Raw genomic sequence first — 24,825 nt, forward strand, 5'->3', positions numbered from 1 at the left:
GGTCGGCCGCCCGACAGGAGGGACAGGCGGCCGACCGCGGCGGACTACTTCGCGGAGATGGCCGCGAGGTCGACCGTCCAGCCTGCCGGCGTGTACGACGCACCGACCAGGTTCGACGTGGCGACGACGATGCCGGCGTTGTTCGCGAGCACCACGAAGGGCGAAGTCTCGTTCATGACCTTCTGCCAGGCGATCATGGCCTCGGCACGGCCTTCCGGCGTCACCTCGGCGTTCACGGCGTCGCTGGCCTCGACAGCGCGCGGGTCTGCGCGCTCCACGGTCCATCCCGCACGGGTCGAGGTCGAGGCGCCGGGGGCCATGTTGTTCACGAGCGAGTCGGCGGCCGGGTAGTTGAGGCTGTTCGGCGAGAAGTTGATCTCGTTCTTACCCTCGGACTGCGACTGCAGGAAGACGTTAATCGGCTCGGGCTGGAGCTCGATCTCGATGCCGGCCTTTTTCGCGTCCTGCTGCACCTTCGTGACGATGGTGCCGAGGTCGACGCCGCGGTACGTGATCGCCGGGTAGACGAGGTTCACCTTCGGCGAGGGGATGCCCGCCTCGTCGAGCAGCGACTTCGCCTTGTCGATGTCCTGCGGCTGCACCTCGGACTCGTCGAGCGCGCCACCGAATGCCGGCGGGACCAGTCCGGCCGCGGCCGTCGCGCCCTCACCGAAGATCTCGGCGATGCCGGCGCCGTCCACGCTCGCACGCAGCGCCGCGAGGAATGCCGGGTTGGAGGTGATCTCCGAGACGGCGGGGTCCTGGTTCACGCTGAGGAAGTACGAGGTGTCGGCGACGCCGGAGACCTGGAGGTCGTCGGAGAGCTCGGCGGCCTGTGGTCCGGAGAGATCGAGTGCGATCTCGTCGGCCTTGGCGCGGGAGATCGTGAGCTTCTGGTTCTGCACGTCGACGTTCTGCACGACCACGCGCGAGTAGGCCGGGGCGTCGCCCCAGTAGTCCTCGTTCGCCTCGAGGACGACCTTCGAGCTCGAGTCGTAGCTCTTGATCGTGTACGGGCCGGAGCCGAGGCTGACCTCGTCGAGCTGCGTGCCCACCGTGTCCGCGGATGCGGCATCGGCTGCGTCGGTCGCTCCGAGCTTCTCCGCTTCCTCGGCGTTCAGGATGCTCGCCGCCGGCATCGCGAGGACGACCGGGACGTTCGGGTTCGGGGTCGGGCTGGTCACGACGACGGTGTCCTCGCCGTCCGCGGCGAAGGTGAGTCCCTCGACGGTCTGGGAGGAGGATCCCTTGAGGTTCTGCAGGCGGGTGAGGCTGAACACGACATCGTCCGCGGTCACCGCGGAGCCGTCGGCGAACGTGGCGTCCGGGTTCAGCGTGAAGGTCCAGGTCGTGCCGTCGTCGGACTGCTCCCACTCGCTGGCGAGCTCCGGCACGACGGTGGTGACGTCGGAGCCTTCGTAGGTGACGAGCGTGTCGTACAGCGCGTGCACGATGATGTTGCCGGTCTGCTCGTAGACGAGTCCCGGGTCGAGGGTCTTCAGCACGAACGACGTGTCGACCGTGAGGGTCCCACCGCCGCCCGAAGCTGCGTTGTTCGATGAAGCTGAACAACCGGCGAGCACGAGTGCGGCCACGGCGAGAGATGAGGCCAGTGCGAGGGGTTTCGCGAAGGATGAAGTCATCGTCGATCTTCCTGTGATCATGGGGCAGGACGCATTAGAGTTCTGGGAAGTTGGTCCGGTTGCTCGCGCGTTCGGGGAGAAACGGATTTCAATCTGATCGAGATTTTCAATCCGATTAAAAGATACAATCACATTGAAATCGAACATGCAACAGTCATCCGTTCGATCGAAAGGATCGATGAATCACGTGCTCGGCGAACGCCTCAAGTCCCTCAGGGCCGCGAAGGGTCTCACCCTGCGGCAGCTCTCCGACCTGTCCGGTCTCTCTGTCAGCATGCTCAGCCAGATCGAGAGCGGCTCCGCCGACCCGAGTCTGGGTTCGCTGCGAAAGCTCGCCCAGGTCTTCGAAGCCTCGATCGCCACGCTGTTCAGCGATCCGGATGCTCCCAACGTCTCTGTCAGTCGCCCGGGTGCCCGGCACCGTCTCAGCGGGTCCGACGCCGGATTCGTCTACGAGCGGCTCACGCCGGGGCGCGGCGACCTCGAGGTCCTCACCGCAGACATCCCCCCGGGAGCCGCGAGTTCCGCGCACCCCTGGGGACATCCGTCGACCGAGTGCGTCTTCGTGGTCAGCGGAGAACTCACCGTCGAGATCGCCGGGCAGACGTACGTGATCGTGGGCAGCGAGTCGATCACCTTCGATTCCCGCCAACCCCATCGCTACATCAACGCCAGTGACGCGATGACCTCGATCGTCGTCTCGGTCACTCCCCCGTCCCCCTGACATCACCCCGGTGCAACCACCGGCATCCGGAAAACGAAGAAGCCCGCCACCCCGAATTGGGGCGGCGGGCTCTTCGTGAGCGAAGTACTTACTCGGACTTCTTCTCGACAGCGTCCTCGGCGGCAGCCTCGGCTGCTTCACCCTCGGCCTGCGACTCGGCACCGGCGGCGGCGGCGTCCTCGGCGGGAGCCTCCTCGGCGGGGGTCTCCTCAGTCGGAGCGTCCTCAGCGGGCTTCTCGGCCTTGTCGGCCTTCGGCGCAGCAGCAGCCTTCTTGGTCGACTTCGCCTTCGGGGTGACGGGCTCGAGAACGAGCTCGATCACGGCCATCGGAGCGTTGTCGCCCTTGCGGTTGCCGACCTTCGTGATGCGGGTGTAGCCACCCTCGCGCTCGGCGACGAGCGGTGCGATCTCGGAGAACAGGATGTGCACGACTTCCTTGTCACCGATGACCGACAGCACGCGACGACGCGCGTGCAGGTCGCCACGCTTGGCGAAGGTGATCAGACGCTCGGCGAGCGGACGAAGGCGCTTGGCCTTGGTCTCGGTCGTCTTGATCGACTTGTGGGTGTAGAGCGCCGCCGCGAGGTTGGCAAGCATGAGGCGCTCGTGCGCGGGGCCGCCTCCGAGGCGGGGACCCTTAGTGGGCTTGGGCATAATCGTCTAACTCCTGGTCAGAAAGGTCGGGTTTCAGAAGGACTCGTCTTCGCTGCCGCCGTAGAAGTGGGCGCCGTCGAAACCGGGCACCGAATCCTTGAGCGACAGACCGAGCGAGATGAGCTTGTCGCGCACCTCGTCGACCGACTTCTGGCCGAAATTGCGGATGTTCATGAGCTGCGTCTCCGACAGGGCGACGAGCTCCGAAACAGTGTTGATGCCCTCACGCTTCAGGCAGTTGTACGAGCGGACCGACAGGTCGAGGTCCTCGATCGGCATCGACAGCTCGCTGGAGTTCACAGCCTCCACCGGCGCCGGGCCGATCTCGATGCCCTCGGCCTCGACGTTCAGCTCGCGGGCGAGACCGAACAGCTCGGTGAGCGTCTTCGCAGCCGAAGCGACGGCGTCGCGGGGGCTGATCGCCGACTTGGTCTCGACGTCGAGGACGAGCTTGTCGAAGTCGGTGCGCTCACCGGCACGAGTCGCCTCGACGCGGTAGCTGACCTTGAGGACCGGCGAGTAGATCGAGTCGATCGGGATCTGACCGGCCTCTGCGTACTCGTTGCGGTTCTGCGTCGCCGAGACGTAGCCACGGCCACGCTCGATCGTGAGCTCGAGCTCGAACTTCGCGGTCTCGTTCAGCGTCGCGATGACGAGCTCGGGGTTCTGCACCTCGACACCGGCCGGAGCCGAGATGTCGGCGGCGGTGACCTCGCCCGAACCGGTCTTGCGCAGGTACGCCGTGATGGGCTCGTCGCGCTCCGAGGAGACGACCAGCTGCTTGATGTTGAGGATGATCTCGGTGACATCCTCCTTCACGCCGGGGATGGTGCTGAACTCGTGCAGCACGCCGTCGATGCGAACGCTGGTGACAGCAGCACCGGGGATCGACGACAGCAGGCTGCGGCGCAGCGCGTTGCCGATCGTGTAACCGAAGCCGGGCTCCAGAGGCTCGATGATGAACCGGCTACGGTTCTCGACGATCTTTTCCTCGGTCAGTGTGGGACGCTGTGCAATAAGCACTCTGTGTTCCTTTCGATCACATGCCCGCTATATGACATGTGGTGGGGTGAGGTTTTGAGTTGTGGAAGTCGATGCCCGTACGCGGGCGTCGAGCCGCTCGGACCACGAAGGGCCGAGCGGCTCGAGGCGCGTATCAGACGCGGCGGCGCTTCGGCGGACGGCAGCCGTTGTGCGCCTGGGGCGTGACGTCCTGGATCGAACCGACCTCGAGGCCTGCGGCCTGCAGCGAGCGGATCGCGGTCTCGCGGCCGGAGCCCGGACCCTTCACGAGGACGTCGACCTTCTTGACGCCGTGCTCCGCGGCCTGGCGGGCCGCGGACTCGGCAGCCATACCGGCGGCATACGGGGTCGACTTGCGGGAGCCCTTGAAGCCCACGCCACCCGACGATGCCCAGGCGATGACAGCGCCGGACGGGTCGGTGATCGAGACGATCGTGTTGTTGAACGTCGACTTGATGTGGGCCTGGCCCAGCGCGATGTTCTTCTTTTCCTTGCGGCGCGGCTTGCGCGCGGCGGCCTTGGGTGCAGCCATGAAAGTGTTCTCCTAGTCCCTGGGGCCGCGCTTAGCGGGCCTTCTTCTTGCCTGCGACGGTGCGCTTCGGGCCCTTGCGGGTACGGGCGTTGGTCTTGGTGCGCTGACCACGGACCGGGAGACCACGACGGTGGCGGATGCCCTCGTAGGAGCCGATCTCGACCTTGCGGCGGATGTCTGCTGCAACCTCGCGGCGCAGGTCACCCTCCACCTTGTAGTTGCCTTCGATGTGGTCGCGGAGGGCGATCAGCTGGTCGTCGCTGAGGTCCTTCACGCGGATGCTCTCGTCGATCTCCGTCGCCTTGAGGATCTCGACCGAGCGGGTACGGCCGACGCCGTAGATGTAGGTAAGGGCGATCACCACGCGCTTGTCGCGCGGGATGTCAACGCCGGCAAGACGTGCCATGCGGTTCTCCTGGGTGTTGTGGAGGTGTGGAACAGGATCGGTGCCCGGGCCTCCGCCCCGAGGTGTCCCCCGCTTGCGCGGGTTCTGATCCTGCCGTTGTGTGTTCAGTTATGAGATGTGCGTGAGCGATGCCGCGCAGCTCGGGCCCGTCGATCGGATCGGCGGGCCCGCCGGGGACTCAGCCCTGGCGCTGCTTGTGACGCGGGTTGCTCTTGCAGATCACCATGACGCGGCCGTGACGGCGGATCACCTTGCAGTGATCGCAGATGGGCTTGACGCTGGGGTTGACCTTCATTATGTTTCCTGTTCGCTGTCTTCGTACCGCCCCAGGCAGGGGCAGGCCGTTACTTCTCGACCGATCAGCGGTAGCGGTAGACGATACGGCCGCGGGTCAGGTCGTAGGGGCTGAGCTCCACGACCACACGGTCCTCGGGGATGATGCGGATGTAGTTCTGTCGCATCTTGCCGGAGATCGTTGCAAGGACCTTGTGTCCGTTGCTGAGCTCAACGCGGAACATCGCGTTGGGCAGAGCCTCGGAGATCACGCCCTCGATCTCGATGACACCGTCTTTCTTAGCCATAGCCTCGCTGACGCTTCTGCAGATCGGTCGATCTGCGGTGGGTGATTGGTTTGTGGTGCTGCGCCGACGGACACGCCGAATCAAGGCACAAAGCACCAAAGATCTATGTTAGACGCTCAGGCGGCATCCGGCAACTTGACCGCCCGCGGCGAGAGAGCCGTCGGATCAACCGATCAGCTTCTCCATCTCGGTGATCTCGCCGGCCTGCAGGTCGAGGCGCTTGCCGTTGACCTCGATGGTCGGCGTGCCCCCGATGTCGTGCGCCTTCGCCTGGGCCGCTCCGAATTTGCGGTACGTCTCGTCCGTGATGCACGAGACCGCGTCGTCGGCGCCGACCTGCGATGCGAACTCGGCGAGCTGGTCGGTGGTGAGACCGGCGGAATTCTCTGCCGGCTGGTTCTCGAAGAGCGTCTTGGAGTAATCGAGGTAGAGGTCCGGGTTCGACTCCGCAACGCAGAATGCCGCGCCGGCGGAGCGAGACGAGTACTCGGTGCCCTGCGAGAAGCGGTCCAGAATCGCGATGGGGTGGTACTCGAGGGTGATACGACCATCGGCGGCAGCCGCTTCCAGCTGCTCCCCGTACTGCTCTTCGAAGCTGGCGCAGATCGGGCACTGGAAGTCGACGAACACCGCGACCGTGTCCTCGCCGTCGCCGAACGAGATCGCACCGGTCTCGGAATTGAACGTGTCGTTGGCCTTGGGTGCCGCACCGGGCGAAGTCGCCTGCTGGTTGAGGAACACCACGAGTCCACCGATCGCCACCAGCACCACGACCACGGCGATGGAGACGCCGATCGCGAACCAGTTGGTGTTGCTCTTCGCCGCTGCCATTACTTTCCGATCTCTCGAGGCTCGACTCCGAAGGGAGCGAGTCCGGCTCTTCCGCCATCGGGCGCAGTCAGCACCCAGATACCCCCATCATGCAGGGCGACGCTATGTTCCCAATGGGAGCCGTCTGTGCCGTCCACCGTCGTGACGGTCCAGTCGTCGTCCTCGATGAACGTCGAATCCCCACCCGCCGTGACCATGGGCTCGATCGCGATCACCAGGCCCGGCTTGACCTCTTCGCCGCGGTCCGGCGTGCGGTAGTTGAAGACGCTCGGGGCTTCGTGCATCTTGCGCCCGATGCCGTGCCCGACGTACTCGCGGAGGATGCCGTACGGCTCCCCCGACACCGCCGACGGCCCCTGGGCCTCGATGTACTCCTGGATGGCCGCGCCGATCTCGTCGATCGACGACACGGATGCCATGGCCGCGATCCCGGCCCACATGGATCCCTCGGTCACACGGGAGAGCTCTTCGCGCTGTGCGACCAGCTCGGGCCGCTCCGGGTCGGGGACGACGACCGTGATCGCGCTGTCGCCGTTCCAACCCTTGAACTGCGCACCGCAGTCGACCGAGACGATGTCCCCGGGCTGCAGCACCCGCTCACCCGGGATCCCGTGCACGACCTGCTCGTTCACCGAGATGCACGTCGTGTGGTGGTAGCCGCGCACCAGCTGGAAGTTCGACTCCGCGCCCCGGGCCAGGATGGTGCGGTTGGCCACCGCGTCCAGTTCGAGCGTCGTGACGCCGGCCTTGATCAGCGGGTGGACGGCTTCCAGGGCCGCGGCGGTGATGCGCCCCGGCTCGACCATGGCGCTCAGCTGAGCGGGGGTCTTGTAGATCGACCGGCGGAACATCTCAGGAGGCGGAGGCCGCGAGGCGGAGTCCGCGAGCGGCCAGAGCCGCCGTGATCCGCTCGGTGACGTCGTCGAGAGCGCCGGTGCCGTCGATGCGGTCGACGATGCCCTTGGCGCCGTACACCTCGATGATCGGCGCGGTCTCGCGCTCGTAGATGTCGAGACGGTGGCCGATGGCCTCAGGCGTGTCGTCCGAACGGCCCTGCTCGGTGGCACGGAGCGTGAGACGCTCGAGGCTCTCCTCGCGCGGGACGTCGAGGAGGATGACCGCGTCGAGCGACTCCCCCCGCTCCGCGAGGAACGACTCCAGATGTGCGACCTGAGCGGTGTTGCGCGGGTACCCGTCGAGCAGGAATCCGTGCGCCGCGTCTTCCTGCGACAGCCGATCGCGCACGATCTCGCTCGTCAGCTCATCCGGGACGAGGTCACCCTTGTCGAGGATCGCCGTGACCTGCTGGCCCAGCGGCGTCCCCTCCTTGATGTTCGCGCGGAAGATGTCACCGGTCGACACGACCGGGATGCCGTAGGACTCGGCGATGCGCACGCCCTGCGTGCCCTTGCCGGAACCCTGCGGGCCGACGATGAGAAGACGTGCGGATGCTGTCATCGGAGGAGCCCTTCATAGTGTCGCTGCTGCAGCTGCGCGTCGATCTGCTTGACCGTCTCGAGACCCACACCGACGATGATGAGGATCGAGGCGCCGCCGAACGGGAAGTTCTGGTTCGCGCCGACCGTGGCCAGTGCGATCAGCGGGATCAGCGCGATCAGACCGAGGTACAGCGAGCCCGGGAGCGTGATGCGGGTGAGCACGTAGTCGAGGTACTCGGCAGTCGGACGCCCCGCACGGATGCCGGGGATGAACCCGCCGTACTTCTTCATGTTGTCCGCGACCTCGACTGGGTTGAACGTGATCGCCACGTAGAAGTAGGTGAAGCCGATGATCAGCAGGAAGTACGCGGCCATGTAGACCGGGCTGTTGCCCGTCGTGAAGTTCGCGGTGATCCAGCTGACCCACTCGGGCGGCGTCGATCCGTCCTGCGGAGTGTTGAACTGCGCGATCAGGGCCGGGATGTACAGCAGCGACGACGCGAAGATCACGGGGATCACACCCGCCATGTTCACCTTGATCGGGATGTACGTGTTGGTGCCGCCGTACGTGCGGCGGCCGACCATGCGCTTGGCGTACTGCACCGGGATCCGCCGCTGGGATTGCTCGACGAAGACGACGAGACCCATGACGACGATTCCGACCAGCAGTACGAGCAGGAAGACCTCGAAGCCCTTGGTCTGCCAGATGAGGCCCATGGCGCCGGGGAACGTCGCGGCGATGGACGTGAAGATGAGCAGCGACATGCCGTTGCCGATGCCGCGCTCGGTGACGAGTTCGGCGAACCACATGATGAGTCCGGTGCCGGCCGTCATCGTCATGATGATGAGCAGCTGTGCCCACCAGACATCGTTCGTCAGGAGCTGTTGGCAGGCGGCGAGTTCGGTCGAGCCGAAGAGCTGCCCGCTGCGCGCCACCGTCACGAGCGTCGTCGACTGGAGCAGCGCGAGAGCGATGGTGAGGTAGCGGGTGTACTGCGTCAGACGGGCCTGACCGGCCTGTCCTTCCTTGTGCAGCGCCTCGAAGTGCGGGATGACCACGCGGAGCAGCTGCGTGATGATCGTCGCCGTGATGTACGGCATGACGCCGAGGGCGAAGATCGACAGCTGCAGCAGTGCGCCGCCGGAGAAGAGGTTGACCAGTCCGAGCAGGCCGTCGGTGCCCGCGTTCTCCGCGAGGCACTCCTCGACGTTCGGGAAGTTCACGAACGGCGCGGGGACGTTGGAGCCGAGACGGTAGATCGCGATGATGGCGAGGGTGAAACCGATCTTCCGACGCAGGTCCGGGGTGCGGAAGATCCGCGCGATGGCGCTAAACAAGGACGTTCCTCCTGAAAAGTTGCCGATTCCCGAAGGACGGCTGAAAGACCAGGGTAACGCAATCCGGGGTTCCCGGAATTCGTCACCGATACCAGGCCCGCCGGATGCGGCCCCAGAGCGAGGTCTCGGAGTGTGAAACGACGAGAGGGGCCGGAGAATCTCCGGCCCCTCTCATTGTGCGGTTACTTGACGGATCCGCCGGCCGCGACGATCTTCTGCTCGGCAGAACCCGAGACCTTGTCGACCGAAACGGTGAGCTTCACGGCGATGTCGCCGTTTCCGAGAACCTTGACCTTCTCGTTCTTGCGAACGGCCCCCTTGGCGACCAGGTCGCCGATGGTGACATCGCCACCCTTGGGGTACAGCTCCGCGAGCTTCTCCAGGTTCACGACCTGGTACTCGACGCGGAACGGGTTCTTGAACCCGCGCAGCTTCGGGGTGCGCATGTGCAGCGGCATCTGCCCACCCTCGAAGCCGACGCGAACAGTGTTGCGCGCCTTGGTGCCCTTGGTGCCACGACCAGCGGTCTTGCCCTTGGAACCCTCACCACGGCCGACGCGAGTCTTGGCGGTGTTGGATCCGGGGACCGGACGCAGGTGGTGGACCTTCAGCACGCCGGGGCGGGATGCCGGAGCATCCTTCGCGGGCGCAGCCTTCTTGGCAGCCGGCTTCTTGGCCGGAGCGTCAGCCTTGGCGGCGGACGCGGCGGTCTTGGCCGGAGCCTTCTTCGCGGCGGGCTTCTTCTCGGCGGCAGCCTTGGGAGCTGCAGCCTTCTTCGGGGCCTTCTCGGCCTCGACGGCCTCGTTCTTCTCAGCCATTAGTCGATCTCCTCAACCTTGACGAGGTGTGCGACGGTCTTGACGTAACCGCGCGTCTGCGCGTCGTCGGGGCGGACGGTGGTGTCACCGATCCGCTTGAGACCGAGGCTGCGCAGCGTGTCACGCTGGTTCTGCTTCTCGCTCACCTTGGACTTGATCTGCGTGACCTTCAGTCGCGCGGCCATCAGGCACCTACCTTCTGTGCGGCGATGGCCTCGGCCTCTGCACGCACGAGGCGGGCAGGGGCGACCTGGTCGAACTCGAGGCCACGACGCGCGGCGACCGCACGGGGCTCCTCGAGCTGCTTCAGGGCGGCGACCGTCGCGTGCACGATGTTGATCGTGTTCGACGAGCCGAGCGACTTCGACAGCACGTCGTGGATACCGGCGCACTCGAGCACGGCGCGGACCGGACCACCGGCGATGACACCGGTACCGGCAGCGGCCGGGCGGAGCAGGACCACACCAGCGGCGGCCTCACCCTGCACGGGGTGCGGGATGGTGCTGCCGACGCGCGGAACGCGGAAGAAGTTGCGCTTGGCCTCTTCGACACCCTTCGAGATCGCCAGAGGGACCTCTCGGGCCTTGCCGTAGCCGACGCCGACCAGACCGTTGCCGTCACCGACGACCACGAGGGCGGTGAAGCTGAAGCGACGACCACCCTTCACGACCTTCGAGACGCGGTTGATGGTGACGACGCGCTCCAGGAACTGGTTGTCGCCACGGTCACGTGAGTTGCGGTCACGACCGCCGCCCTGGTTGCGATCGCGACCGCCACCGCGGCGGCCTTCGCGAGCAGGCTCAGCCTGGGTCGTGCCGGCGGCCGTCTCAGAGACGACGGCAGCCGCCTCGGGAGCGGCAGCAGCCGTTTCGGTCACTTCGTTCTCCTTGTTGTCACTCACAGTGCCAGACCCCCCTCGCGGGCGCCGTCGGCGATGGCGGCGACACGACCGGCGTAGCGGTTGCCGCCACGGTCGAACACTGCCTCGGAAACGCCGGCAGCCTTCGCACGCTCGGCGAGAAGCTCGCCGACCTTGCGGGCCTTGGCGGTCTTGTCACCCTCGAGCGAGCGCAGGTCGGTCTCGAGCGTCGATGCCGACGCGACGGTGTGACCCTTGCTGTCGTCGACCAGCTGCACGAAGACGTGGCGGGCCGAGCGGTTGACGACGAGGCGCGGACGCACCTCGGTGCCGACGACCTTCTTGCGAAGGCGGGCGTGACGACGCGCGCGGGCGTCAGACTTTGACTTGAGAGCCATGGTTACTTACCACTCTTTCCGGCCTTGCGACGCACGTTCTCGCCGGCGTAGCGCACACCCTTGCCCTTATACGGCTCGGGCTTGCGGATCTTGCGGATGTTGGCAGCTGCCTCGCCGACAGCCTGCTTGTCGATCCCGCTGACGGTGAGCTTCGTGGTGCCCTCGACCGTGAGCGTGATGCCGGCGGGCGGGTCGATCAGGACCGGGTGCGAGAAGCCGAGGGCGAACTCGACCGAGCTCCCCTTCTGCTGCACGCGGTAACCGGTGCCGACGACCTCGAGACCCTTGGTGTAGCCCTGGGTCACGCCGATGATGTTGTTGTTGATGAGCGTGCGGGTCAGGCCGTGAAGCGACCGCGACTCGCGCTCGTCGTCGGGACGGGAGACCAGAACCTGGTTCTCCTCGACCGCGACCTCGATGGGGTTGGCGACCGTCAGGGTGAGCTCACCCTTGGGGCCCTTCACCGAGACCACGCGGTTGTCGACCGAAACGGTCACGCCCGCGGGAACGTCGATGGGAAGTCGTCCAATACGCGACATTTCGAATTACCACACGTAGGCGAGAACTTCTCCGCCCACGCCCTTCTGCTCAGCCTGACGGTCGGTGAGAAGACCGGAGGAGGTGGACAGGATGGCCACGCCGAGACCGCCGAGGACCGTGGGGAGCTCGGTGGACTTCGCGTAGACGCGGAGACCGGGCTTCGAGACGCGCTTGATACCAGCGATCGAGCGCTCACGGTTGGGGCCGTACTTCAGCGTCAGCGTGAGGTTCTGTCCGACGCGTGCGTCAGAGGTCTCCCAGCCGGCGATGTAGCCCTCCTGCTGGAGGATCTGAGCGATGTTCGTCTTGAGCTTGCTCGACGGCAGGGTCACGGAATCGTGGTGCGCCGAGTTCGCGTTACGCAGACGGGTCAGCAGATCTGCGACCGGGTCTGTCATTGTCATTGTTGTTTTCCTTTGTTCATGAGGTTCCGGCTGCCGTTACACGACAGACGGCCTGCGATGACACGCAATCTTCAATTGTACGTGCACATCGACGGGCTCAGTGACACGAGACCACTGAGCCCGTCAGAGGCATTACGCCTGTGCGTCTTCCGAGCGGAACGGGAAGCCGAGGTGACGGAGCAGCGCCCGACCCTCGTCATCCGTCTTCGCGGTGGTGACGACGGTGATGTCGAAACCGCGAACCCGGTCGATCTTGTCCTGATCGATCTCGTGGAACACGCTCTGCTCCTGGAGACCGAAGGTGTAGTTGCCGTTGCCGTCGAACTGCTTGCCCGAGAGGCCGCGGAAGTCGCGGATACGGGGCAGTGCCAGCGAGACGAGACGGTCCACGAACTCCCACGCGCGGTCACCGCGGAGGGTGACGTGCGCGCCGATGGCCTGGCCCTCGCGCAGCTTGAACTGCGCGATGGACTTGCGGGCCTTCGTGACGATCGGCTTCTGGCCGGTGATCTTGGTGAGGTCGTCGACCGCACCATCGATCACCTTGCTGTCGCGAGCTGCCTCGCCGACACCGGTGTTCACGACGACCTTGACCAGTCCGGGGATCTGCATGACGTTCGCGTAACCGAACTCGTCCTGCAGAGCCTTCTTGATCTCGCTGTTGTACTTCTGCTTCAGGCGCGGCTGGATCTTGCCAGCCGGCGCGGCAGTGTCGGTGCTCATCAGAGGTCCTTACCGCTCTTCTTCGCGTACCGCACGCGGACGGTGCGCTTGACGCCGTCCTTGGTCTGCTCCTCGACCCGGTGGCCGACCTTGGTCGGCTTCTTGGTCGAAGGGTCGACGAGTGCGACGTTCGAGATGTGGATGGAGGCTTCGACGGTCTCGAGGCCTCCGGTCTTGGTGCCACGCTGCGTCTGTCCGACGCGGGTGTGCTTGGTGACGTAGTTCACGCCTTCGACGATCACGCGGTTCTTGTCGGCGAGGACGTCGAGGACCTTGCCCTGCTTGCCACGGTCGCCGCCACGCTCCTGCGTCGCACCGGTGATGACCTGAACCAGGTCACCCTTCTTGATCTTCGCCATGATTAGATGACCTCCGGCGCCAGCGAGACGATCTTCATGAACTTCTTGTCGCGAAGCTCACGACCGACCGGCCCGAAGATACGGGTGCCGCGGGGCTCCCCGTCGTTCTTCAGGATCACTGCGGCGTTCTCGTCGAACTTGATGTAGGAGCCGTCCGGACGACGGACCTCCTTCTTGGTGCGGACGATGACCGCCTTGACGACGTCGCCCTTCTTCACGTTGCCACCGGGGATCGCGTCCTTGACGGTCGCGACGATGGTGTCGCCGAGACCGGCGTAACGACGCTTCGAGCCACCGAGGACACGAATCGTGAGGAGCTCCTTGGCGCCGGTGTTGTCGGCGACCTTGAGTCGGGATTCCTGCTGAATCACTTGGCCTTCTCCAGAATCTCCACCAGGCGCCAGCGCTTCGTGGCGCTCAGCGGGCGGGTCTCGTTGATCAGGACCAGGTCGCCGATGCCGGCGGAGTTCGCCTCATCGTGCGCCTTGACCTTCGAGGTGCGGCGGATGACCTTGCCGTAAAGCGGGTGCTTCACGCGGTCCTCGACCTCGACCACGATGGTCTTGTCCATCTTGTCGCTGACGACGTAGCCGCGACGTGCCTTGCGGTAACCGCGGGCAGCGGAGTCGCGGACGTCGTGCTCGGACGACTCGTGTCCTGCGGCCTGCGTCTCCACAGTCGCTTCCTTCTTGGTGGCCATCACTCAGCCTCTTCCTTCACGGCGTCGTCGGCGGAGTCCGCCTTCTTCGCCTTCGACTTGGTCGCCTTCTTGGCCGGAGCCTCGACCGGAGCAGGCGTCGCACGGATGCCCAGCTCGCGTTCGCGGATCACGGTGTAGAGGCGCGCGATGTCGCGCTTGACGGCGCGGATGCGGCCGTGGCTCTCCAGCTGGCCGGTGGCCGACTGGAAACGGAGGTTGAACAGCTCCTCCTTGGCCTTGCGCAGCTCCTCGACGAGGCGCTGGTCTTCGAATGTGTCGAGCTCTGCCGGGGCGAGCTCCTTGGTGCCGATCGCCATTACGCGTCGCCCTCCTCGCGCTTGATGATGCGTGCCTTGAGCGGCAGCTTGTGAATTGCACGGGTCAGAGCTTCGCGTGCGAGCTCCTCGTCGACACCCGCGACCTCGAAGAGGACACGGCCCGGCTTGACGTTCGCGACCCACCACTCGGGGGAACCCTTACCGGAACCCATGCGGGTCTCGGCAGGCTTCTTCGTGAGCGGACGGTCGGGGTAGATGTTGATCCACACCTTTCCACCACGCTTGATGTGACGGGTCATCGCGATACGAGCGGACTCGATCTGACGGTTCGTCACGTAAGCGGGGGTCAGAGCCTGGATACCGTACTCGCCGAAGGAGACCTTCGTGCCGCCGGTGGCCTGGCCCGAGCGACCCGGGTGGTGCTGCTTGCGGAACTTGACCTTACGGGGGATGAGCATTATGCCGACGCTCCTTCTGCGACAGGTGCCTCGTTGCGCGGGGCACGGCGGCGGTCGCCACCACGGTCGTCACGACGAGCCTTGGGTGCGTTGGCCTGCTCGCGAGCGAGCTCCTTGGCGGTCAGGTCGCCCTTGTAGATCCAGACCTTCACGCCGATGCGGCCGAAGGTGGTCTTCGCCTCGTAGAAGCCGTAGTCGATGTTCGCGCGCAGCGTGTGCAGCGGCACACGACCCTCGCGGTAGAACTCCGAACGGCTCATCTCGGCGCCGCCGAGGCGGCCGGAGACCTGGATGCGGATGCCCTTGGCGCCGGCGCGCTGAGCGCCCTGCAGACCCTTGCGCATCGCACGACGGAACGCCACGCGAGCAGAGAGCTGCTCGGCGATGCCCTGTGCGACGAGCTGAGCGTCGGCCTCGGGGTTCTTGACCTCGAGGATGTTCAGCTGGATCTGCTTGCCCGAGAGCTTCTCGAGGTCGCCGCGGATGCGCTCGGCCTCGGCGCCACGACGACCGATCACGATGCCCGGACGGGCGGTGTGGATGTCGACGCGGACGCGGTCACGGGTGCGCTCGATCTCGATGTTCGAGACACCGGCGCGGTCGAGCTGCGTCTTGAGCAGGTTGCGGATCTTGATGTCCTCGGCGACGTAGTCGGCGTAACGCTGACCCGGCTTCGTCGAGTCAGAGAACCAACGCGAGACGTGGTCCGTCGTGATGCCGAGACGGAAGCCGTACGGGTTTACCTTCTGTCCCATTACTTGCTCGCCTTCTTGTTGCTGTCGCCCGCGGCGGCCGGAGCCGCCTCAGGCGTCGAGAGCACGACCGTGATGTGGCTCGTGCGCTTCTTGATCTGGAAAGCGCGACCCTGTGCACGGGGCTGGAAACGCTTGAGCGTGGTGCCCTCGTCGACGTACGCGTTGGACACGTACAGGTCCTTCTCGTCGAGGAACTCGCCGTCGCGATCTGCCTTGACCTGCGCGTTGGCCATGGCCGACGCGACAAGCTTGTAGATCGGCTCGCTGGCGCTCTGCTGTGCGAACTTCAGGATCGCCAGAGCCTCCTGGGCCTGCTTGCCCTTGATGAGCGCGACGACACGACGAGCCTTCTGAGGGGTCACGCGGATGTGTCGCACGCGTGCGATCGATTCGACCATTAGCGGCGCCGCCCCTTCTTGTCGTCCTTCTCGTGGCCGCGGAAGGTGCGGGTGGGCGCGAACTCGCCCAGCTTGTGACCGACCATGGTCTCGGACACGAACACAGGGATGTGCTTGCGTCCGTCGTGGACCGCGATCGTGTGACCCAGCATGGCCGGGATGATCATGGACCGACGGGACCAGGTCTTGATGACGTTCTTGGTGCCGGCTTCGTTCTGCACGACCACCTTGCGAAGCAGGTGATCGTCGACGAAGGGGCCCTTCTTAAGACTGCGAGGCATCTTCTCTTACTCCTACTTACGCTTCTTGCCGGCGTTACGACGACGCACGATGTACTTGTCGCTTTCCTTGTTGGCGTGACGGGTGCGACCCTCAGCCTGGCCCCACGGGGAGACGGGGTGACGACCACCAGAGGTCTTACCCTCACCACCACCGTGCGGGTGGTCGACCGGGTTCATCGCGACACCACGCACGGTCGGGCGGACGCCCTTCCAGCGCATGCGGCCGGCCTTACCCCAGTTGATGTTCGACTGCTCGGCGTTGCCGACCTCGCCGATGGTCGCGCGGCAGCGCGCATCGACGTTGCGGATCTCGCCCGAGGGCAGACGCAGCTGGGCGTAGGGGCCGTCCTTGGCGACGAGACGGACGGATGCACCGGCCGAACGTGCCATCTTCGCGCCGCCGCCGGGGCGGAGCTCGATCGCGTGGATGACCGTACCCGTGGGGATGTTCTTCAGCGGGAGGTTGTTGCCCGGCTTGATGTCAGCCCCGGCACCCGACTCGACGATGTCGCCCTGCTTCAGCTTCGCCGGAGCGAGGATGTAGCGCTTCTCACCGTCGAAGTAGTGCAGCAGCGCGATGCGCGCGGTGCGGTTGGGGTCGTACTCGATGTGAGCGACCTTGGCGTTGACGCCGTCCTTGTCGTTACGACGGAAGTCGATGACGCGGTACTGGCGCTTGTGGCCACCACCGATGTGACGGGTCGTGATGCGGCCCTGGTTGTTGCGACCACCGGTCTTCGAGAGCGGGCGCAGCAGCGACTTCTCCGGCGTCGATCGAGTGATCTCGGCGAAGTCAGCCACCGACGAGCCGCGACGGCCCGGGGTCGTGGGCTTGTACTTGCGAATAGCCATTATTGTCCTTATCCCCCGGATCAGCCGATTGCCGTGAAGATGTCGATGGTGCCCGACTTCAGGGTGACGATGGCGCGCTTGGTGTCCTTGCGCTTGCCGGTGCCGAAGCGGGTGCGGCGAGCCTTGCCGACGCGGTTGAGGGTGTTGACCCCTGCGACCTTGACGCCGAAGATCTTCTCGATGGCGAGCTTGATCTCGGTCTTCGAAGCGCGCGGGTCGACGAGGAAGGTGTACTTACCTTCATCGATGAGCCCGTAGCTCTTCTCGGACACGACCGGCTTCAGGATGATGTCGCGCGGGTCCTTGTTCAGGGCCGTCTGGAGAACAGATGCCTGCTCGCTCATGCGGAGACCTCCTGGTTGGCGCCGGACTTGGAGGCGATGAAGCCCTCGAGCGCGGCCTGGGTGAAGACGATGTCGTCGGAGACGAGCACGTCGTATGCGTTGAGCTGGTCGAACGTCAGCACGTGCAGGTTCGACAGGTTGCGGATGCTCTTCAGCGTCACGTCGTCGTTGCGCTCGATCACGACGAGCACGTTCTTCGACGAGACGACGTTGGTGAGGAAGTTCACCGCGGTCTTGGTCGAGGGCGTGCCGTCGATCCCGAAGGACTCGATGGCGTGGATGCGGTCACCGCGGAAGCGGTCGCTGAGCGCGCCCAGCAGGGCGGCGGCGATCATCTTCTTGGGGGTGCGCTGCGAGTAGTCACGCGGCTTCGGGCCGTGGACGATGCCACCACCGGTCATGTGCGGCGCGCGGATGGAACCCTGACGGGCGTTACCCGTGCCCTTCTGCTTGAAGGGCTTGCGGCCGGCACCGGAGACCTCGCCACGACGCTTGGTCGAGTGCGTGCCCTGGCGAGCCGCCGCGAGCTGCGCGACGACGACCTGGTGGATGAGCGGGATGTTCGTCTTGGCGTCGAACAGCGCGGCGGGAAGCTCGATGGAGCCTGCCTTCTTGCCGTCTGCCTTGAGGACGTCGAGCGCGAGAGTGGAGTCAGCCATGTTCAGGCACCCTTCACTGCGTTGCGGACATAGACGATGCGGCCACGAGCACCGGGGACGGCGCCCTTGACGAGCAGCAGACCCTTCTCGATGTCGATGGCGTGCACCGTGAGGTTGAGGACGGTCACACGCTCGCCACCCATACGGCCGGCCATGCGCATGCCCTTGAAGACGCGGCTCGGGGTCGACGATGCGCCGATCGAGCCGGGCTTGCGGTGGTTGCGGTGCGAACCGTGCGAAGCCGAGACGCCCTTGAAGTTGTGACGCTTCATGACACCGGCGAAGCCCTTGCCCTTGCTCGTGCCGACGACGTCGACGAGCTGGCCGGCCTCGAAGGTGCCGTCGACCGTGAGCTCCTGGCCCAGGCTGTAGTCGCCGGCGTCCGCGGTGCGGATCTCGGTGACGTGACGGCGCGGCGTGACGCCGGCTGCCTCGAAGTGGGCCGTGAGGGGCTTGTTCACCTTGCGGGGGTCGATCTGGCCGTAGGCGATCTGCACGGCGTTGTAGCCGTCCTTCTCGGGCGTACGGATCTGCGTGACCACGTTCGAGGCGAGCTCGATGACGGTGACGGGAACGAGCTTGCCGCTCTCGTTCCAGACCTGGGTCATGCCGAGCTTCGTGCCCAGCATGCCCTTGGAAATCTTGGAGTTGATGTCAACCATGTCCGACCTCAGAGCTTGATCTCGATGTTGACATCGGCAGGCAGGTCGAGACGCATCAGCGAGTCGACGGCCTTCGGCGTCGGGTCGACGATGTCGATCAGACGCTTGTGGGTGCGCATCTCGAAGTGCTCGCGGCTGTCCTTGTACTTGTGCGGCGACCGGATGACGCACACGACGTTCTTCTCGGTCGGAAGGGGCACGGGTCCGACGACGGTCGCGCCCGCGCGGGTCACGGTGTCGACGATCTTGCGTGCGGACGTGTCGATGACCTCGTGGTCATACGACTTCAGGCGAATGCGGATCTTCTGTCCCGCCATTGTCTGCTCTCTCTCTTTAGGCGTCATACCGTCCGGGACCGGGTGGCCCTGGGGCATTGGACGCACGTCGGCGCTGTTCGCGCCTCGGCACGAGAACGGCTCTCACGAGTCGATCTGCTGCACCACTGTTCTTCTGTCAGCCGCACACCATGAGGGGAACGGATGCCCGACCTCCGCCGCGCACGGCGAACCCCTCGGTGAGAAGGGTGTCGGGGTGTGTTCTGCTACCCGCGGCCTAGAACCCTGCAGCTTCCCGGAGGAGCCGCCGTCTATGCACTGCCCTGGCAGTGATCCGTCGCACGCACAGCGGCGACGGAATATCGAACCTGTCTATTCTGCCATGCCCGATTTCACTTCTGCAAACCCGGGCGTGTCGCGCCCCTCGAAGCGGCGGCGACGGATGGCGAAATCCGGTCAGAAGGCTGGAGATAGCGGGGCGAGGCATCCCCATGCCTCGCCCCGCTTGGGGAGGGCGTTCAGTGCGAGGGGGCACACCGAACGCGAGTAGCCCGGCGTGAAGGGACGCCGAACTCCTCGATCGAGGGCGCGGCGGAAGAGCCGCCGCGCAGGCAGGGTGACGCTCAGGCGCACAGAGTGCGCGCGTCGCACGATGATCCCCAAAATCGCTTGTCCCCAGTTTCAACGCGGAATGACCGCGTGCTTCGGGAAACCGAACCCCTTCGGCTTCCCCGACCGCAAGATCCCCAGGCAGTCGAGACGATCCTACTCGATACATCTGCGAATCCGCCACATCTGACGACCAGTAGCTCGGTCGCCGACGGTCTCGGTACGCGAAAGCGGCGACCCACCGGTTGGTGGATCGCCGCTCGAAGAATGCGTCGGCTGTTACTCGTTGCCGACGGCCTTGTCCGCGCTCTCCCGGATCTCGTCGATCTTGTCCGCTGCACCCGGTGCGATCTTCTTCGCGAAGTCCGCGACGCCGTCCAGGACCTTGTCGCTGATGTCCTCCGCCTGGTCGCTCTTGACGGCCTCGGCGATCTTGTCCTTGTTCTGCTCGTAGAGGTCCTTGCCCTTGTTGACCGCGTCGTCGATACCCATGTGAATCCCCTTCTCCGGTGCGCCCTGCCGGCCGGCAGGAACGCTCCTCATTGTGCCGTCCCTCCTCCCCGCAGGGAACCCCCCGCGCCCCCTCTCCGCCCCCTCTCCCCTGGAAGAAGGAACACGCCGGGGCGCATCCCTCGCAGCCCGGCGTTTTCCTTCTTTCAACTGCGGGAGGCGAGGGCGCGACGCAGGCGGGCGATGAACGCGGCACGCCCGGCACCCAGGTCATGCTGCGTCAGACGGATCACCAGCCAGCCCGCTTCCTCCAACTCCCGCTGCCGACGGATGTCCTCGCGCCACTGCGCACGATCGGTGCGGTGGTGGTCGCCTTCATACTCGATCGCGATCCGTTCCGCGACGTACGCGAGGTCGACCCTGGCGAGACGGCGCCCTCGGCTTCGGATGACGTGCTGCACAACGGGCTCCGGCATCCCGGCCCTCACGATCATCAGGCGCGTCTCGGTCTCCTTGGGCGACTCCACTCCTTCTCGAGCGAACCCGAGGGCCGCGCGTATCGTCGCCACACCGGGGAACCGTCCCCAGCGGAGGAGAGCCGCCCGGATCCCCTCGATGTCCGCCGCCGGACGACGAACATCCAACGACGGGTAGCTCACAGACGTCGTGATGATGGCGTCGATGAGCACCACCGCCTCGGTGAGCGTCAGGCTCGCTGCCAGGGTGAACAGCGTCGGCACCGGATCCAGCACCGGGAGCCCCTCGATGAGAGAAGCAGTCCGACGCCGCACACCGAGTCTGCGTCCGCGGACCCCCGCCACCGCGGGCGGCGCACCGTCCGAGGGAACGACGACCTCGACAGGCTCATCCGGATGCCAGCGCCACGGGAGAGGCAGCCCCCACAGTCGCGCCGCCGTTCTGCCGGTGAAGCACTGCTCCGCTCGGAGCCGCGGCGCGTAGCAGTCGACCCGGGCCCGGAAAGTCGCGGGGACGGACGTGGAGCGGATGCCGGGGAAGGGGCGCACGAGGGCGCGGTGATCGCGTCTCCAGCGCCGCACGCCCGTGGCGTCGGCTTGAGCGATGTGGAACGAGTCGCCGAGTTCCGGCGGGAGGGGCTTCGGTCGTCGCATCCGCCCAGGCTGCGCTGCAACCGCGCTTCGAATCCTCCGCCGCCGCTTCCTCCCCCGGCATCCGGGCACAACGCCCTCCCCCGCCCTCCTGTGCAGACCCCTCGACGGAAGAAGGGAAACGCCGCGACTCGGGGCTGAGACGCGGCGTTTCCCTTCTCGCGAGGGAACCACAAAGGGGCCGGACCCGAAGGTCCGGCCCCTTTGTGAGGAAGCAGCTGCTTACTTGACGATCTTCGTGACCGTACCGGCGCCGACGGTGCGTCCACCCTCACGGATGGCGAAGCCGAGGCCCTCCTCCATGGCGATCGGCTGGATCAGCTCGACCGTCATGTCGGTGGTGTCGCCGGGCATGACCATCTCGGTGCCCTCGGGCAGCGAGATGACGCCGGTGACGTCGGTGGTGCGGAAGTAGAACTGCGGGCGGTAGTTCGTGTAGAAGGGGTTGTGACGCCCACCCTCGTCCTTGGACAGGATGTACGCGGTGCCCTCGAAGTCGGTGTGCGGCGTGACCGAACCCGGCTTCACGATGACCTGGCCGCGCTCGACGTCCTCACGCTTCGTGCCACGGAGCAGGAGACCACAGTTCTCGCCGGCCCATGCCTCGTCGAGCTGCTTGTGGAACATCTCGATACCCGTGACCGTGGTCTTGACGGTCGGACGGAGTCCGACGATCTCGACCTCGGAGTTGATGGCCAGCGTGCCACGCTCGGCGCGACCCGTGACGACGGTTCCACGACCGGTGATCGTGAAGACGTCCTCGACGGGCATCAGGAACGGCTTGTCACGGTCACGCTCCGGGTCCGGAACGCTGTCGTCGACAGCCTGCATGAGGTCCAGGATCGCCTGGGTCCACTTCTCGTCGCCCTCGAGAGCCTTGAGAGCCGAGACGCGGACGACAGGAGCGTCCTCGTCGAAGCCCTGGGCTGCGAGCAGCTCGCGGACCTCGAGCTCGACGAGCTCCAGGATCTCCTCGTCGTCGACCATGTCCGACTTGTTCAGCGCGACCAGCAGGTACGGAACGCCGACCTGCTTGGCGAGCAGCACGTGCTCACGCGTCTGAGCCATCGGGCCGTCGGTGGCGGCGACCACGAGGATCGCGCCGTCCATCTGAGCAGCACCGGTGATCATGTTCTTGACGTAGTCGGCGTGGCCGGGAGCGTCGACGTGAGCGTAGTGGCGCTTGGGGGTCTCGTACTCGATGTGCGAGATGTTGATGGTGATTCCACGCTGGCGCTCTTCCGGCGCCGAGTCGATGGAAGCGAAGTCACGCTGCACGTTGGTGTCGGACGGGAACTTGTCAGCAAGCACCTTCGAGATCGCTGCGGAGAGCGTGGTCTTGCCGTGGTCGACGTGACCGATCGTTCCGATGTTGACGTGCGGCTTGGTCCGCTCGAACTTGGCCTTAGCCACTGGGTCCTCCTCAGGACGTCGTTGTAAAGGTGACCGGGCACTGGTTTGCGACCGGTTCTCTACGGGTTAGGTTCTCAGTTTAGTAGAGAGGGAATGTGAAGTTGTAGGTGACCTGGGAACCCCGCGGCGCTTCGCGGTGCTCGGCGCCGCGGGGAACCCAGAAGAGCGATTACTCGCCCTTGGTCTTCTGGACGATCTCGTCGGCCACTGCGCGGGGAACCTCAGCGTAGCTGTGGAACTCCATCGAGTAGACGGCGCGGCCCGAGGTCTTCGAGCGCAGGTCGCCGATGTAGCCGAACATCTCGGACAGCGGGACCTGAGCGCGGACGACCTTGACGCCTGCGGCGTCTTCCATCGACTGGATCTGGCCACGACGCGAGTTCAGGTCGCCGATGACGTCGCCCATGTACTCCTCGGGAGTACGGACCTCGACGGCCATCAGCGGCTCGAGCAGCACGGGGTTGGCGCGGCGAGCGGCCTCCTTGAAGCCCATGGAGCCCGCGATCTTGAACGCCATCTCCGAGGAGTCGACGTCGTGCGCTGCACCATCGACGATGGTCGCCTTGACGCCGACCATCGGGTAGCCCGCAAGCACACCGACGTTCATCGCGTCCTGGAAACCGGCGTCGATCGAGCCGATGTACTCACGAGGGATGCGACCACCGGTGACGGCGTTCACGAACTCGTAGGTCTTCTCGGAGTCCAGGTCCATCGGCTCGATGGTGAACTGGATCTTCGCGAACTGGCCGGAGCCACCGGTCTGCTTCTTGTGCGTGTAGTCGTGCTTCTCGACGGCCTTCTTGATCGTCTCGCGGTACGCCACCTGCGGCTTGCCGACGTTGGCCTCGACGTTGAACTCGCGCTTCATGCGGTCCACGAGGATGTCGAGGTGCAGCTCGCCCATGCCCTTGATGGTCGTCTGACCGGTCTCGGGGTTGAGCTCCGTGCGGAAGGTCGGGTCCTCTTCAGCGAGCTTCTGGATGGCGACACCCAGCTTCTCCTGGTCGGCCTTGGTCTTCGGCTCGATGGCGACCTCGATGACGGGCTCGGGGAACGTCATCGACTCGAGGACGACGGGCGCTGCCGGGTCGGTCAGGGTGTCACCGGTGGTGGTGTCCTTCAGGCCGATGACCGCGTAGATGTTGCCGGCGGTGACCGAGGGGACCGGGATCTCCTTGTTGGCGTGCATCTGGAAGATCTTCCCGATGCGCTCCTTCTTGTTCTTGGTCGAGTTGACGACCGCAGAACCGGAGTCGAGGTGACCCGAGTACACGCGAACGTAGGTCAGACGACCGAAGAACGGGTGCACGGCGACCTTGAACGCGAGGGCCGCGAACGGGTCCTTCGAGTCCGGGTGACGCTCGATGATCGTGTCGTAGTCCTTCGGGTCGTGCGCCTCGATCGAGCCCACGTCGAGCGGGTTCGGGAGGTAGTCGACGACCGCGTCGAGCATCGGCTGGACGCCGCGGTTCTTGAACGCGGAGCCGCAGAGCACCGGGTAGATCTCGCTGGCGACGGTCAGCTTGCGGATCGCGCCCTTGATCTCGGCGACCGTGAGCTCCTCGCCACCGAAGAACTTCTCGAGCAGCGCGTCGTCGGTCTCGGCGACGGTCTCGAGGAGCTGCTGACGGTACTCGGCCGCCTTCTCCTTGAGGTCTTCCGGGATCTCCTGGATCTCGTAGGAGGCGCCCATGGTGACGTCACCCTTGGAGTCTCCGGCCCAGACCAGTGCACGCATCTCGACCAGGTCGACGACGCCGATGAAGTCGTTCTCGGCGCCGATCGGCAGCTGAATCACGAGGGGCTTGGCGCCCAGGCGGTTGATGATGGTGTCGACGGTGAAGTAGAAGTCCGCGCCGAGCTTGTCCATCTTGTTGACGAAGCAGATGCGGGGGACGTTGTACTTGTCGGCCTGACGCCACACGGTCTCGGACTGGGGCTCGACGCCCTCCTTGCCGTCGAAGACGGCGACAGCACCATCGAGCACGCGGAGCGAACGCTCCACCTCGACCGTGAAGTCCACGTGTCCGGGGGTGTCGATGATGTTGATCTGGTTCTTGTTCCAGTAGCAGGTCACGGCGGCAGACGTGATCGTGATGCCGCGCTCCTTCTCCTGCTCCATCCAGTCGGTGGTCGAGGCGCCATCGTGCGTCTCGCCGAGCTTGTGGTTGACGCCCGTGTAGAACAGGATGCGCTCGGTCGTCGTGGTCTTGCCGGCATCGATGTGCGCCATGATGCCGATGTTGCGGACCTTGCTCAGGTCCGTGAGCACGTCTTGTGCCACAGGAGTG

General features: G+C 65.5%; 36 protein-coding genes. 1 reads left to right on the forward strand and 35 read right to left on the reverse strand.

From position 1 onward, the window contains the following. Positions 1 to 44: 44 nt before the first annotated feature. The gene (locus AC6CHX_RS14180) at positions 45 to 1,643 is read right to left on the reverse strand and encodes an ABC transporter substrate-binding protein (protein WP_498273337.1); all 1,599 of its coding nucleotides are present in this window, start codon (positions 1,641 to 1,643) and stop codon (positions 45 to 47) included. Positions 1,644 to 1,821: 178 nt separating this feature from the next. Between AC6CHX_RS14180 and AC6CHX_RS14185 the strand changes: the two genes are divergently transcribed. After that, complete coding sequence (locus AC6CHX_RS14185; RefSeq protein WP_498273338.1) at positions 1,822 to 2,367, forward strand: helix-turn-helix domain-containing protein; 546 nt, start codon at positions 1,822 to 1,824, stop codon at positions 2,365 to 2,367. Positions 2,368 to 2,455: 88 nt separating this feature from the next. Here AC6CHX_RS14185 and rplQ read toward each other — a convergent pair whose 3' ends face one another. From rplQ to fusA, 34 genes are all read right to left on the reverse strand, one after another. After that, positions 2,456 to 3,022 (reverse strand): 50S ribosomal protein L17, encoded by a 567-nt coding sequence (gene rplQ / locus AC6CHX_RS14190; protein WP_498273339.1) that lies wholly within the window; start codon positions 3,020 to 3,022, stop codon positions 2,456 to 2,458. A 33-nt stretch (positions 3,023 to 3,055) separates the two neighbouring features. Beyond that, positions 3,056 to 4,045, reverse strand: coding sequence for a DNA-directed RNA polymerase subunit alpha (locus AC6CHX_RS14195; RefSeq protein WP_029260932.1), 990 nt, complete (start codon positions 4,043 to 4,045; stop codon positions 3,056 to 3,058). Positions 4,046 to 4,178: 133 nt separating this feature from the next. Next, positions 4,179 to 4,577, reverse strand: coding sequence for a 30S ribosomal protein S11 (gene rpsK / locus AC6CHX_RS14200; protein WP_017829189.1), 399 nt, complete (start codon positions 4,575 to 4,577; stop codon positions 4,179 to 4,181). Between the two features lie 31 nt (positions 4,578 to 4,608). Beyond that, complete coding sequence (gene rpsM, locus AC6CHX_RS14205; RefSeq protein ID WP_017829190.1) at positions 4,609 to 4,983, reverse strand: 30S ribosomal protein S13; 375 nt, start codon at positions 4,981 to 4,983, stop codon at positions 4,609 to 4,611. Between the two features lie 178 nt (positions 4,984 to 5,161). After that, entirely contained in the window at positions 5,162 to 5,278 is a 117-nt protein-coding gene (gene rpmJ, locus AC6CHX_RS14210; RefSeq protein WP_005050492.1) for a 50S ribosomal protein L36, read from the reverse strand. 64 nt (positions 5,279 to 5,342) lie between these two features. After that, a complete protein-coding gene (gene infA / locus AC6CHX_RS14215; protein ID WP_017201569.1) occupies positions 5,343 to 5,564 on the reverse strand; it encodes a translation initiation factor IF-1 in 222 nt (73 codons plus the stop codon). Positions 5,565 to 5,729: 165 nt separating this feature from the next. Beyond that, a complete protein-coding gene (locus AC6CHX_RS14220) occupies positions 5,730 to 6,395 on the reverse strand; it encodes a DsbA family protein (protein WP_498273340.1) in 666 nt (221 codons plus the stop codon). Then, complete coding sequence (gene map / locus AC6CHX_RS14225; RefSeq protein WP_498273341.1) at positions 6,395 to 7,246, reverse strand: type I methionyl aminopeptidase; 852 nt, start codon at positions 7,244 to 7,246, stop codon at positions 6,395 to 6,397. The genes AC6CHX_RS14220 and map overlap by 1 nt, the downstream gene beginning before the upstream one ends. A 1-nt stretch (position 7,247) precedes the next feature. Then, a complete protein-coding gene (locus AC6CHX_RS14230; protein WP_136041046.1) occupies positions 7,248 to 7,853 on the reverse strand; it encodes an adenylate kinase in 606 nt (201 codons plus the stop codon). Further along, positions 7,850 to 9,172 carry a preprotein translocase subunit SecY gene (gene secY, locus AC6CHX_RS14235; protein ID WP_498273342.1) on the reverse strand — a complete coding sequence of 441 codons (1,323 nt, stop codon included), beginning with the start codon at positions 9,170 to 9,172 and terminating at the stop codon, positions 7,850 to 7,852. Before secY ends, AC6CHX_RS14230 begins: the two co-directional genes overlap by 4 nt. Positions 9,173 to 9,354: 182 nt before the next feature. Continuing rightward, positions 9,355 to 9,990 carry a 50S ribosomal protein L15 gene (gene rplO / locus AC6CHX_RS14240; RefSeq protein WP_036302867.1) on the reverse strand — a complete coding sequence of 212 codons (636 nt, stop codon included), beginning with the start codon at positions 9,988 to 9,990 and terminating at the stop codon, positions 9,355 to 9,357. Then, positions 9,990 to 10,175, reverse strand: a complete 186-nt coding sequence (gene rpmD, locus AC6CHX_RS14245) for a 50S ribosomal protein L30 (protein WP_017201575.1) — start codon at positions 10,173 to 10,175, stop codon at positions 9,990 to 9,992. The genes rplO and rpmD overlap by 1 nt, the downstream gene beginning before the upstream one ends. Then, positions 10,175 to 10,867, reverse strand: a complete 693-nt coding sequence (gene rpsE, locus AC6CHX_RS14250) for a 30S ribosomal protein S5 (protein WP_372491805.1) — start codon at positions 10,865 to 10,867, stop codon at positions 10,175 to 10,177. The genes rpmD and rpsE overlap by 1 nt, the downstream gene beginning before the upstream one ends. Before the next feature lie 20 nt (positions 10,868 to 10,887). Then, a complete protein-coding gene (rplR, locus tag AC6CHX_RS14255; RefSeq protein ID WP_029260926.1) occupies positions 10,888 to 11,247 on the reverse strand; it encodes a 50S ribosomal protein L18 in 360 nt (119 codons plus the stop codon). A 2-nt stretch (positions 11,248 to 11,249) separates the two neighbouring features. After that, positions 11,250 to 11,786, reverse strand: a complete 537-nt coding sequence (rplF, locus tag AC6CHX_RS14260; RefSeq protein WP_183150772.1) for a 50S ribosomal protein L6 — start codon at positions 11,784 to 11,786, stop codon at positions 11,250 to 11,252. Positions 11,787 to 11,792: 6 nt separating this feature from the next. Next, positions 11,793 to 12,191, reverse strand: coding sequence for a 30S ribosomal protein S8 (gene rpsH / locus AC6CHX_RS14265; RefSeq protein WP_029260924.1), 399 nt, complete (start codon positions 12,189 to 12,191; stop codon positions 11,793 to 11,795). Positions 12,192 to 12,323: 132 nt separating this feature from the next. Beyond that, a complete protein-coding gene (gene rplE / locus AC6CHX_RS14270) occupies positions 12,324 to 12,914 on the reverse strand; it encodes a 50S ribosomal protein L5 (RefSeq protein WP_029260923.1) in 591 nt (196 codons plus the stop codon). After that, the gene (gene rplX, locus AC6CHX_RS14275) at positions 12,914 to 13,273 is read right to left on the reverse strand and encodes a 50S ribosomal protein L24 (protein WP_017201582.1); all 360 of its coding nucleotides are present in this window, start codon (positions 13,271 to 13,273) and stop codon (positions 12,914 to 12,916) included. The genes rplE and rplX overlap by 1 nt, the downstream gene beginning before the upstream one ends. A 2-nt stretch (positions 13,274 to 13,275) precedes the next feature. Beyond that, complete coding sequence (rplN, locus tag AC6CHX_RS14280) at positions 13,276 to 13,644, reverse strand: 50S ribosomal protein L14 (RefSeq protein WP_017201583.1); 369 nt, start codon at positions 13,642 to 13,644, stop codon at positions 13,276 to 13,278. Continuing rightward, the gene (rpsQ, locus tag AC6CHX_RS14285) at positions 13,641 to 13,973 is read right to left on the reverse strand and encodes a 30S ribosomal protein S17 (RefSeq protein WP_021201120.1); all 333 of its coding nucleotides are present in this window, start codon (positions 13,971 to 13,973) and stop codon (positions 13,641 to 13,643) included. The genes rplN and rpsQ overlap by 4 nt, the downstream gene beginning before the upstream one ends. Continuing rightward, complete coding sequence (gene rpmC / locus AC6CHX_RS14290) at positions 13,973 to 14,290, reverse strand: 50S ribosomal protein L29 (protein ID WP_017829202.1); 318 nt, start codon at positions 14,288 to 14,290, stop codon at positions 13,973 to 13,975. The genes rpsQ and rpmC overlap by 1 nt, the downstream gene beginning before the upstream one ends. Beyond that, positions 14,290 to 14,709, reverse strand: coding sequence for a 50S ribosomal protein L16 (gene rplP / locus AC6CHX_RS14295; protein ID WP_017829203.1), 420 nt, complete (start codon positions 14,707 to 14,709; stop codon positions 14,290 to 14,292). Before rplP ends, rpmC begins: the two co-directional genes overlap by 1 nt. Then, positions 14,709 to 15,464 (reverse strand): 30S ribosomal protein S3, encoded by a 756-nt coding sequence (rpsC, locus tag AC6CHX_RS14300; protein WP_017201587.1) that lies wholly within the window; start codon positions 15,462 to 15,464, stop codon positions 14,709 to 14,711. The genes rplP and rpsC overlap by 1 nt, the downstream gene beginning before the upstream one ends. Next, a complete protein-coding gene (rplV, locus tag AC6CHX_RS14305; protein ID WP_498273343.1) occupies positions 15,464 to 15,862 on the reverse strand; it encodes a 50S ribosomal protein L22 in 399 nt (132 codons plus the stop codon). The genes rpsC and rplV overlap by 1 nt, the downstream gene beginning before the upstream one ends. Then, on the reverse strand, positions 15,862 to 16,143 hold the full coding sequence (gene rpsS, locus AC6CHX_RS14310; RefSeq protein ID WP_017829205.1) for a 30S ribosomal protein S19: 282 nt from the start codon (positions 16,141 to 16,143) through the stop codon (positions 15,862 to 15,864). Before rpsS ends, rplV begins: the two co-directional genes overlap by 1 nt. A 12-nt stretch (positions 16,144 to 16,155) precedes the next feature. Then, positions 16,156 to 16,995, reverse strand: a complete 840-nt coding sequence (gene rplB / locus AC6CHX_RS14315) for a 50S ribosomal protein L2 (protein WP_017201590.1) — start codon at positions 16,993 to 16,995, stop codon at positions 16,156 to 16,158. 20 nt (positions 16,996 to 17,015) lie between these two features. Beyond that, complete coding sequence (gene rplW, locus AC6CHX_RS14320) at positions 17,016 to 17,339, reverse strand: 50S ribosomal protein L23 (protein WP_017829206.1); 324 nt, start codon at positions 17,337 to 17,339, stop codon at positions 17,016 to 17,018. Next, the gene (gene rplD, locus AC6CHX_RS14325; protein ID WP_021201122.1) at positions 17,336 to 17,998 is read right to left on the reverse strand and encodes a 50S ribosomal protein L4; all 663 of its coding nucleotides are present in this window, start codon (positions 17,996 to 17,998) and stop codon (positions 17,336 to 17,338) included. The genes rplW and rplD overlap by 4 nt, the downstream gene beginning before the upstream one ends. Before the next feature lie 2 nt (positions 17,999 to 18,000). Continuing rightward, positions 18,001 to 18,660, reverse strand: coding sequence for a 50S ribosomal protein L3 (rplC, locus tag AC6CHX_RS14330; RefSeq protein ID WP_029260921.1), 660 nt, complete (start codon positions 18,658 to 18,660; stop codon positions 18,001 to 18,003). Positions 18,661 to 18,668: 8 nt separating this feature from the next. Further along, positions 18,669 to 18,977 carry a 30S ribosomal protein S10 gene (rpsJ, locus tag AC6CHX_RS14335; protein WP_017201594.1) on the reverse strand — a complete coding sequence of 103 codons (309 nt, stop codon included), beginning with the start codon at positions 18,975 to 18,977 and terminating at the stop codon, positions 18,669 to 18,671. A gap of 846 nt (positions 18,978 to 19,823) precedes the next feature. Then, complete coding sequence (locus AC6CHX_RS14340) at positions 19,824 to 20,036, reverse strand: hypothetical protein (protein WP_136041315.1); 213 nt, start codon at positions 20,034 to 20,036, stop codon at positions 19,824 to 19,826. Positions 20,037 to 20,200: 164 nt separating this feature from the next. Then, a complete protein-coding gene (locus AC6CHX_RS14345) occupies positions 20,201 to 21,124 on the reverse strand; it encodes an endonuclease domain-containing protein (RefSeq protein ID WP_498273344.1) in 924 nt (307 codons plus the stop codon). A 219-nt stretch (positions 21,125 to 21,343) separates the two neighbouring features. Next, complete coding sequence (gene tuf, locus AC6CHX_RS14350; RefSeq protein WP_028502475.1) at positions 21,344 to 22,534, reverse strand: elongation factor Tu; 1,191 nt, start codon at positions 22,532 to 22,534, stop codon at positions 21,344 to 21,346. Between the two features lie 169 nt (positions 22,535 to 22,703). Next, positions 22,704 to 24,818 (reverse strand): elongation factor G, encoded by a 2,115-nt coding sequence (fusA, locus tag AC6CHX_RS14355; RefSeq protein WP_136041317.1) that lies wholly within the window; start codon positions 24,816 to 24,818, stop codon positions 22,704 to 22,706. Positions 24,819 to 24,825: the final 7 nt, after the last annotated feature.

The organism is Microbacterium sp. GQ128 (genome assembly GCF_059758615.1).

Coding starts and splice junctions, on each gene's coding strand:
- AC6CHX_RS14180 (WP_498273337.1), bottom strand. CDS start 1,643: ATGACTTCATCCTTCGCGAAACCCCTCGCACTGGCCTCATCTCTCGCC.
- AC6CHX_RS14185 (WP_498273338.1), top strand. CDS start 1,822: ATGAATCACGTGCTCGGCGAACGCCTCAAGTCCCTCAGGGCCGCGAAG.
- rplQ (WP_498273339.1), bottom strand. CDS start 3,022: ATGCCCAAGCCCACTAAGGGTCCCCGCCTCGGAGGCGGCCCCGCGCAC.
- rpsK (WP_017829189.1), bottom strand. CDS start 4,577: ATGGCTGCACCCAAGGCCGCCGCGCGCAAGCCGCGCCGCAAGGAAAAG.
- rpsM (WP_017829190.1), bottom strand. CDS start 4,983: ATGGCACGTCTTGCCGGCGTTGACATCCCGCGCGACAAGCGCGTGGTG.
- rpmJ (WP_005050492.1), bottom strand. CDS start 5,278: ATGAAGGTCAACCCCAGCGTCAAGCCCATCTGCGATCACTGCAAGGTG.
- infA (WP_017201569.1), bottom strand. CDS start 5,564: ATGGCTAAGAAAGACGGTGTCATCGAGATCGAGGGCGTGATCTCCGAG.
- AC6CHX_RS14220 (WP_498273340.1), bottom strand. CDS start 6,395: ATGGCAGCGGCGAAGAGCAACACCAACTGGTTCGCGATCGGCGTCTCC.
- map (WP_498273341.1), bottom strand. CDS start 7,246: ATGTTCCGCCGGTCGATCTACAAGACCCCCGCTCAGCTGAGCGCCATG.
- AC6CHX_RS14230 (WP_136041046.1), bottom strand. CDS start 7,853: ATGACAGCATCCGCACGTCTTCTCATCGTCGGCCCGCAGGGTTCCGGC.
- rplO (WP_036302867.1), bottom strand. CDS start 9,990: ATGGCTGAGAAGAACGAGGCCGTCGAGGCCGAGAAGGCCCCGAAGAAG.
- rpmD (WP_017201575.1), bottom strand. CDS start 10,175: ATGGCCGCGCGACTGAAGGTCACGCAGATCAAGTCCAAGGTGAGCGAG.
- rplR (WP_029260926.1), bottom strand. CDS start 11,247: ATGGCTCTCAAGTCAAAGTCTGACGCCCGCGCGCGTCGTCACGCCCGC.
- rplF (WP_183150772.1), bottom strand. CDS start 11,786: ATGTCGCGTATTGGACGACTTCCCATCGACGTTCCCGCGGGCGTGACC.
- rpsH (WP_029260924.1), bottom strand. CDS start 12,191: ATGACAATGACAGACCCGGTCGCAGATCTGCTGACCCGTCTGCGTAAC.
- rplE (WP_029260923.1), bottom strand. CDS start 12,914: ATGAGCACCGACACTGCCGCGCCGGCTGGCAAGATCCAGCCGCGCCTG.
- rplX (WP_017201582.1), bottom strand. CDS start 13,273: ATGGCGAAGATCAAGAAGGGTGACCTGGTTCAGGTCATCACCGGTGCG.
- rpsQ (WP_021201120.1), bottom strand. CDS start 13,973: ATGGCCACCAAGAAGGAAGCGACTGTGGAGACGCAGGCCGCAGGACAC.
- rpmC (WP_017829202.1), bottom strand. CDS start 14,290: ATGGCGATCGGCACCAAGGAGCTCGCCCCGGCAGAGCTCGACACATTC.
- rplP (WP_017829203.1), bottom strand. CDS start 14,709: ATGCTCATCCCCCGTAAGGTCAAGTTCCGCAAGCAGCACCACCCGGGT.
- rpsC (WP_017201587.1), bottom strand. CDS start 15,464: ATGGGACAGAAGGTAAACCCGTACGGCTTCCGTCTCGGCATCACGACG.
- rplV (WP_498273343.1), bottom strand. CDS start 15,862: ATGGTCGAATCGATCGCACGCGTGCGACACATCCGCGTGACCCCTCAG.
- rpsS (WP_017829205.1), bottom strand. CDS start 16,143: ATGCCTCGCAGTCTTAAGAAGGGCCCCTTCGTCGACGATCACCTGCTT.
- rplB (WP_017201590.1), bottom strand. CDS start 16,995: ATGGCTATTCGCAAGTACAAGCCCACGACCCCGGGCCGTCGCGGCTCG.
- rplW (WP_017829206.1), bottom strand. CDS start 17,339: ATGAGCGAGCAGGCATCTGTTCTCCAGACGGCCCTGAACAAGGACCCG.
- rplD (WP_021201122.1), bottom strand. CDS start 17,998: ATGGCTGACTCCACTCTCGCGCTCGACGTCCTCAAGGCAGACGGCAAG.
- rplC (WP_029260921.1), bottom strand. CDS start 18,660: ATGGTTGACATCAACTCCAAGATTTCCAAGGGCATGCTGGGCACGAAG.
- rpsJ (WP_017201594.1), bottom strand. CDS start 18,977: ATGGCGGGACAGAAGATCCGCATTCGCCTGAAGTCGTATGACCACGAG.
- AC6CHX_RS14340 (WP_136041315.1), bottom strand. CDS start 20,036: ATGGGTATCGACGACGCGGTCAACAAGGGCAAGGACCTCTACGAGCAG.
- AC6CHX_RS14345 (WP_498273344.1), bottom strand. CDS start 21,124: ATGCGACGACCGAAGCCCCTCCCGCCGGAACTCGGCGACTCGTTCCAC.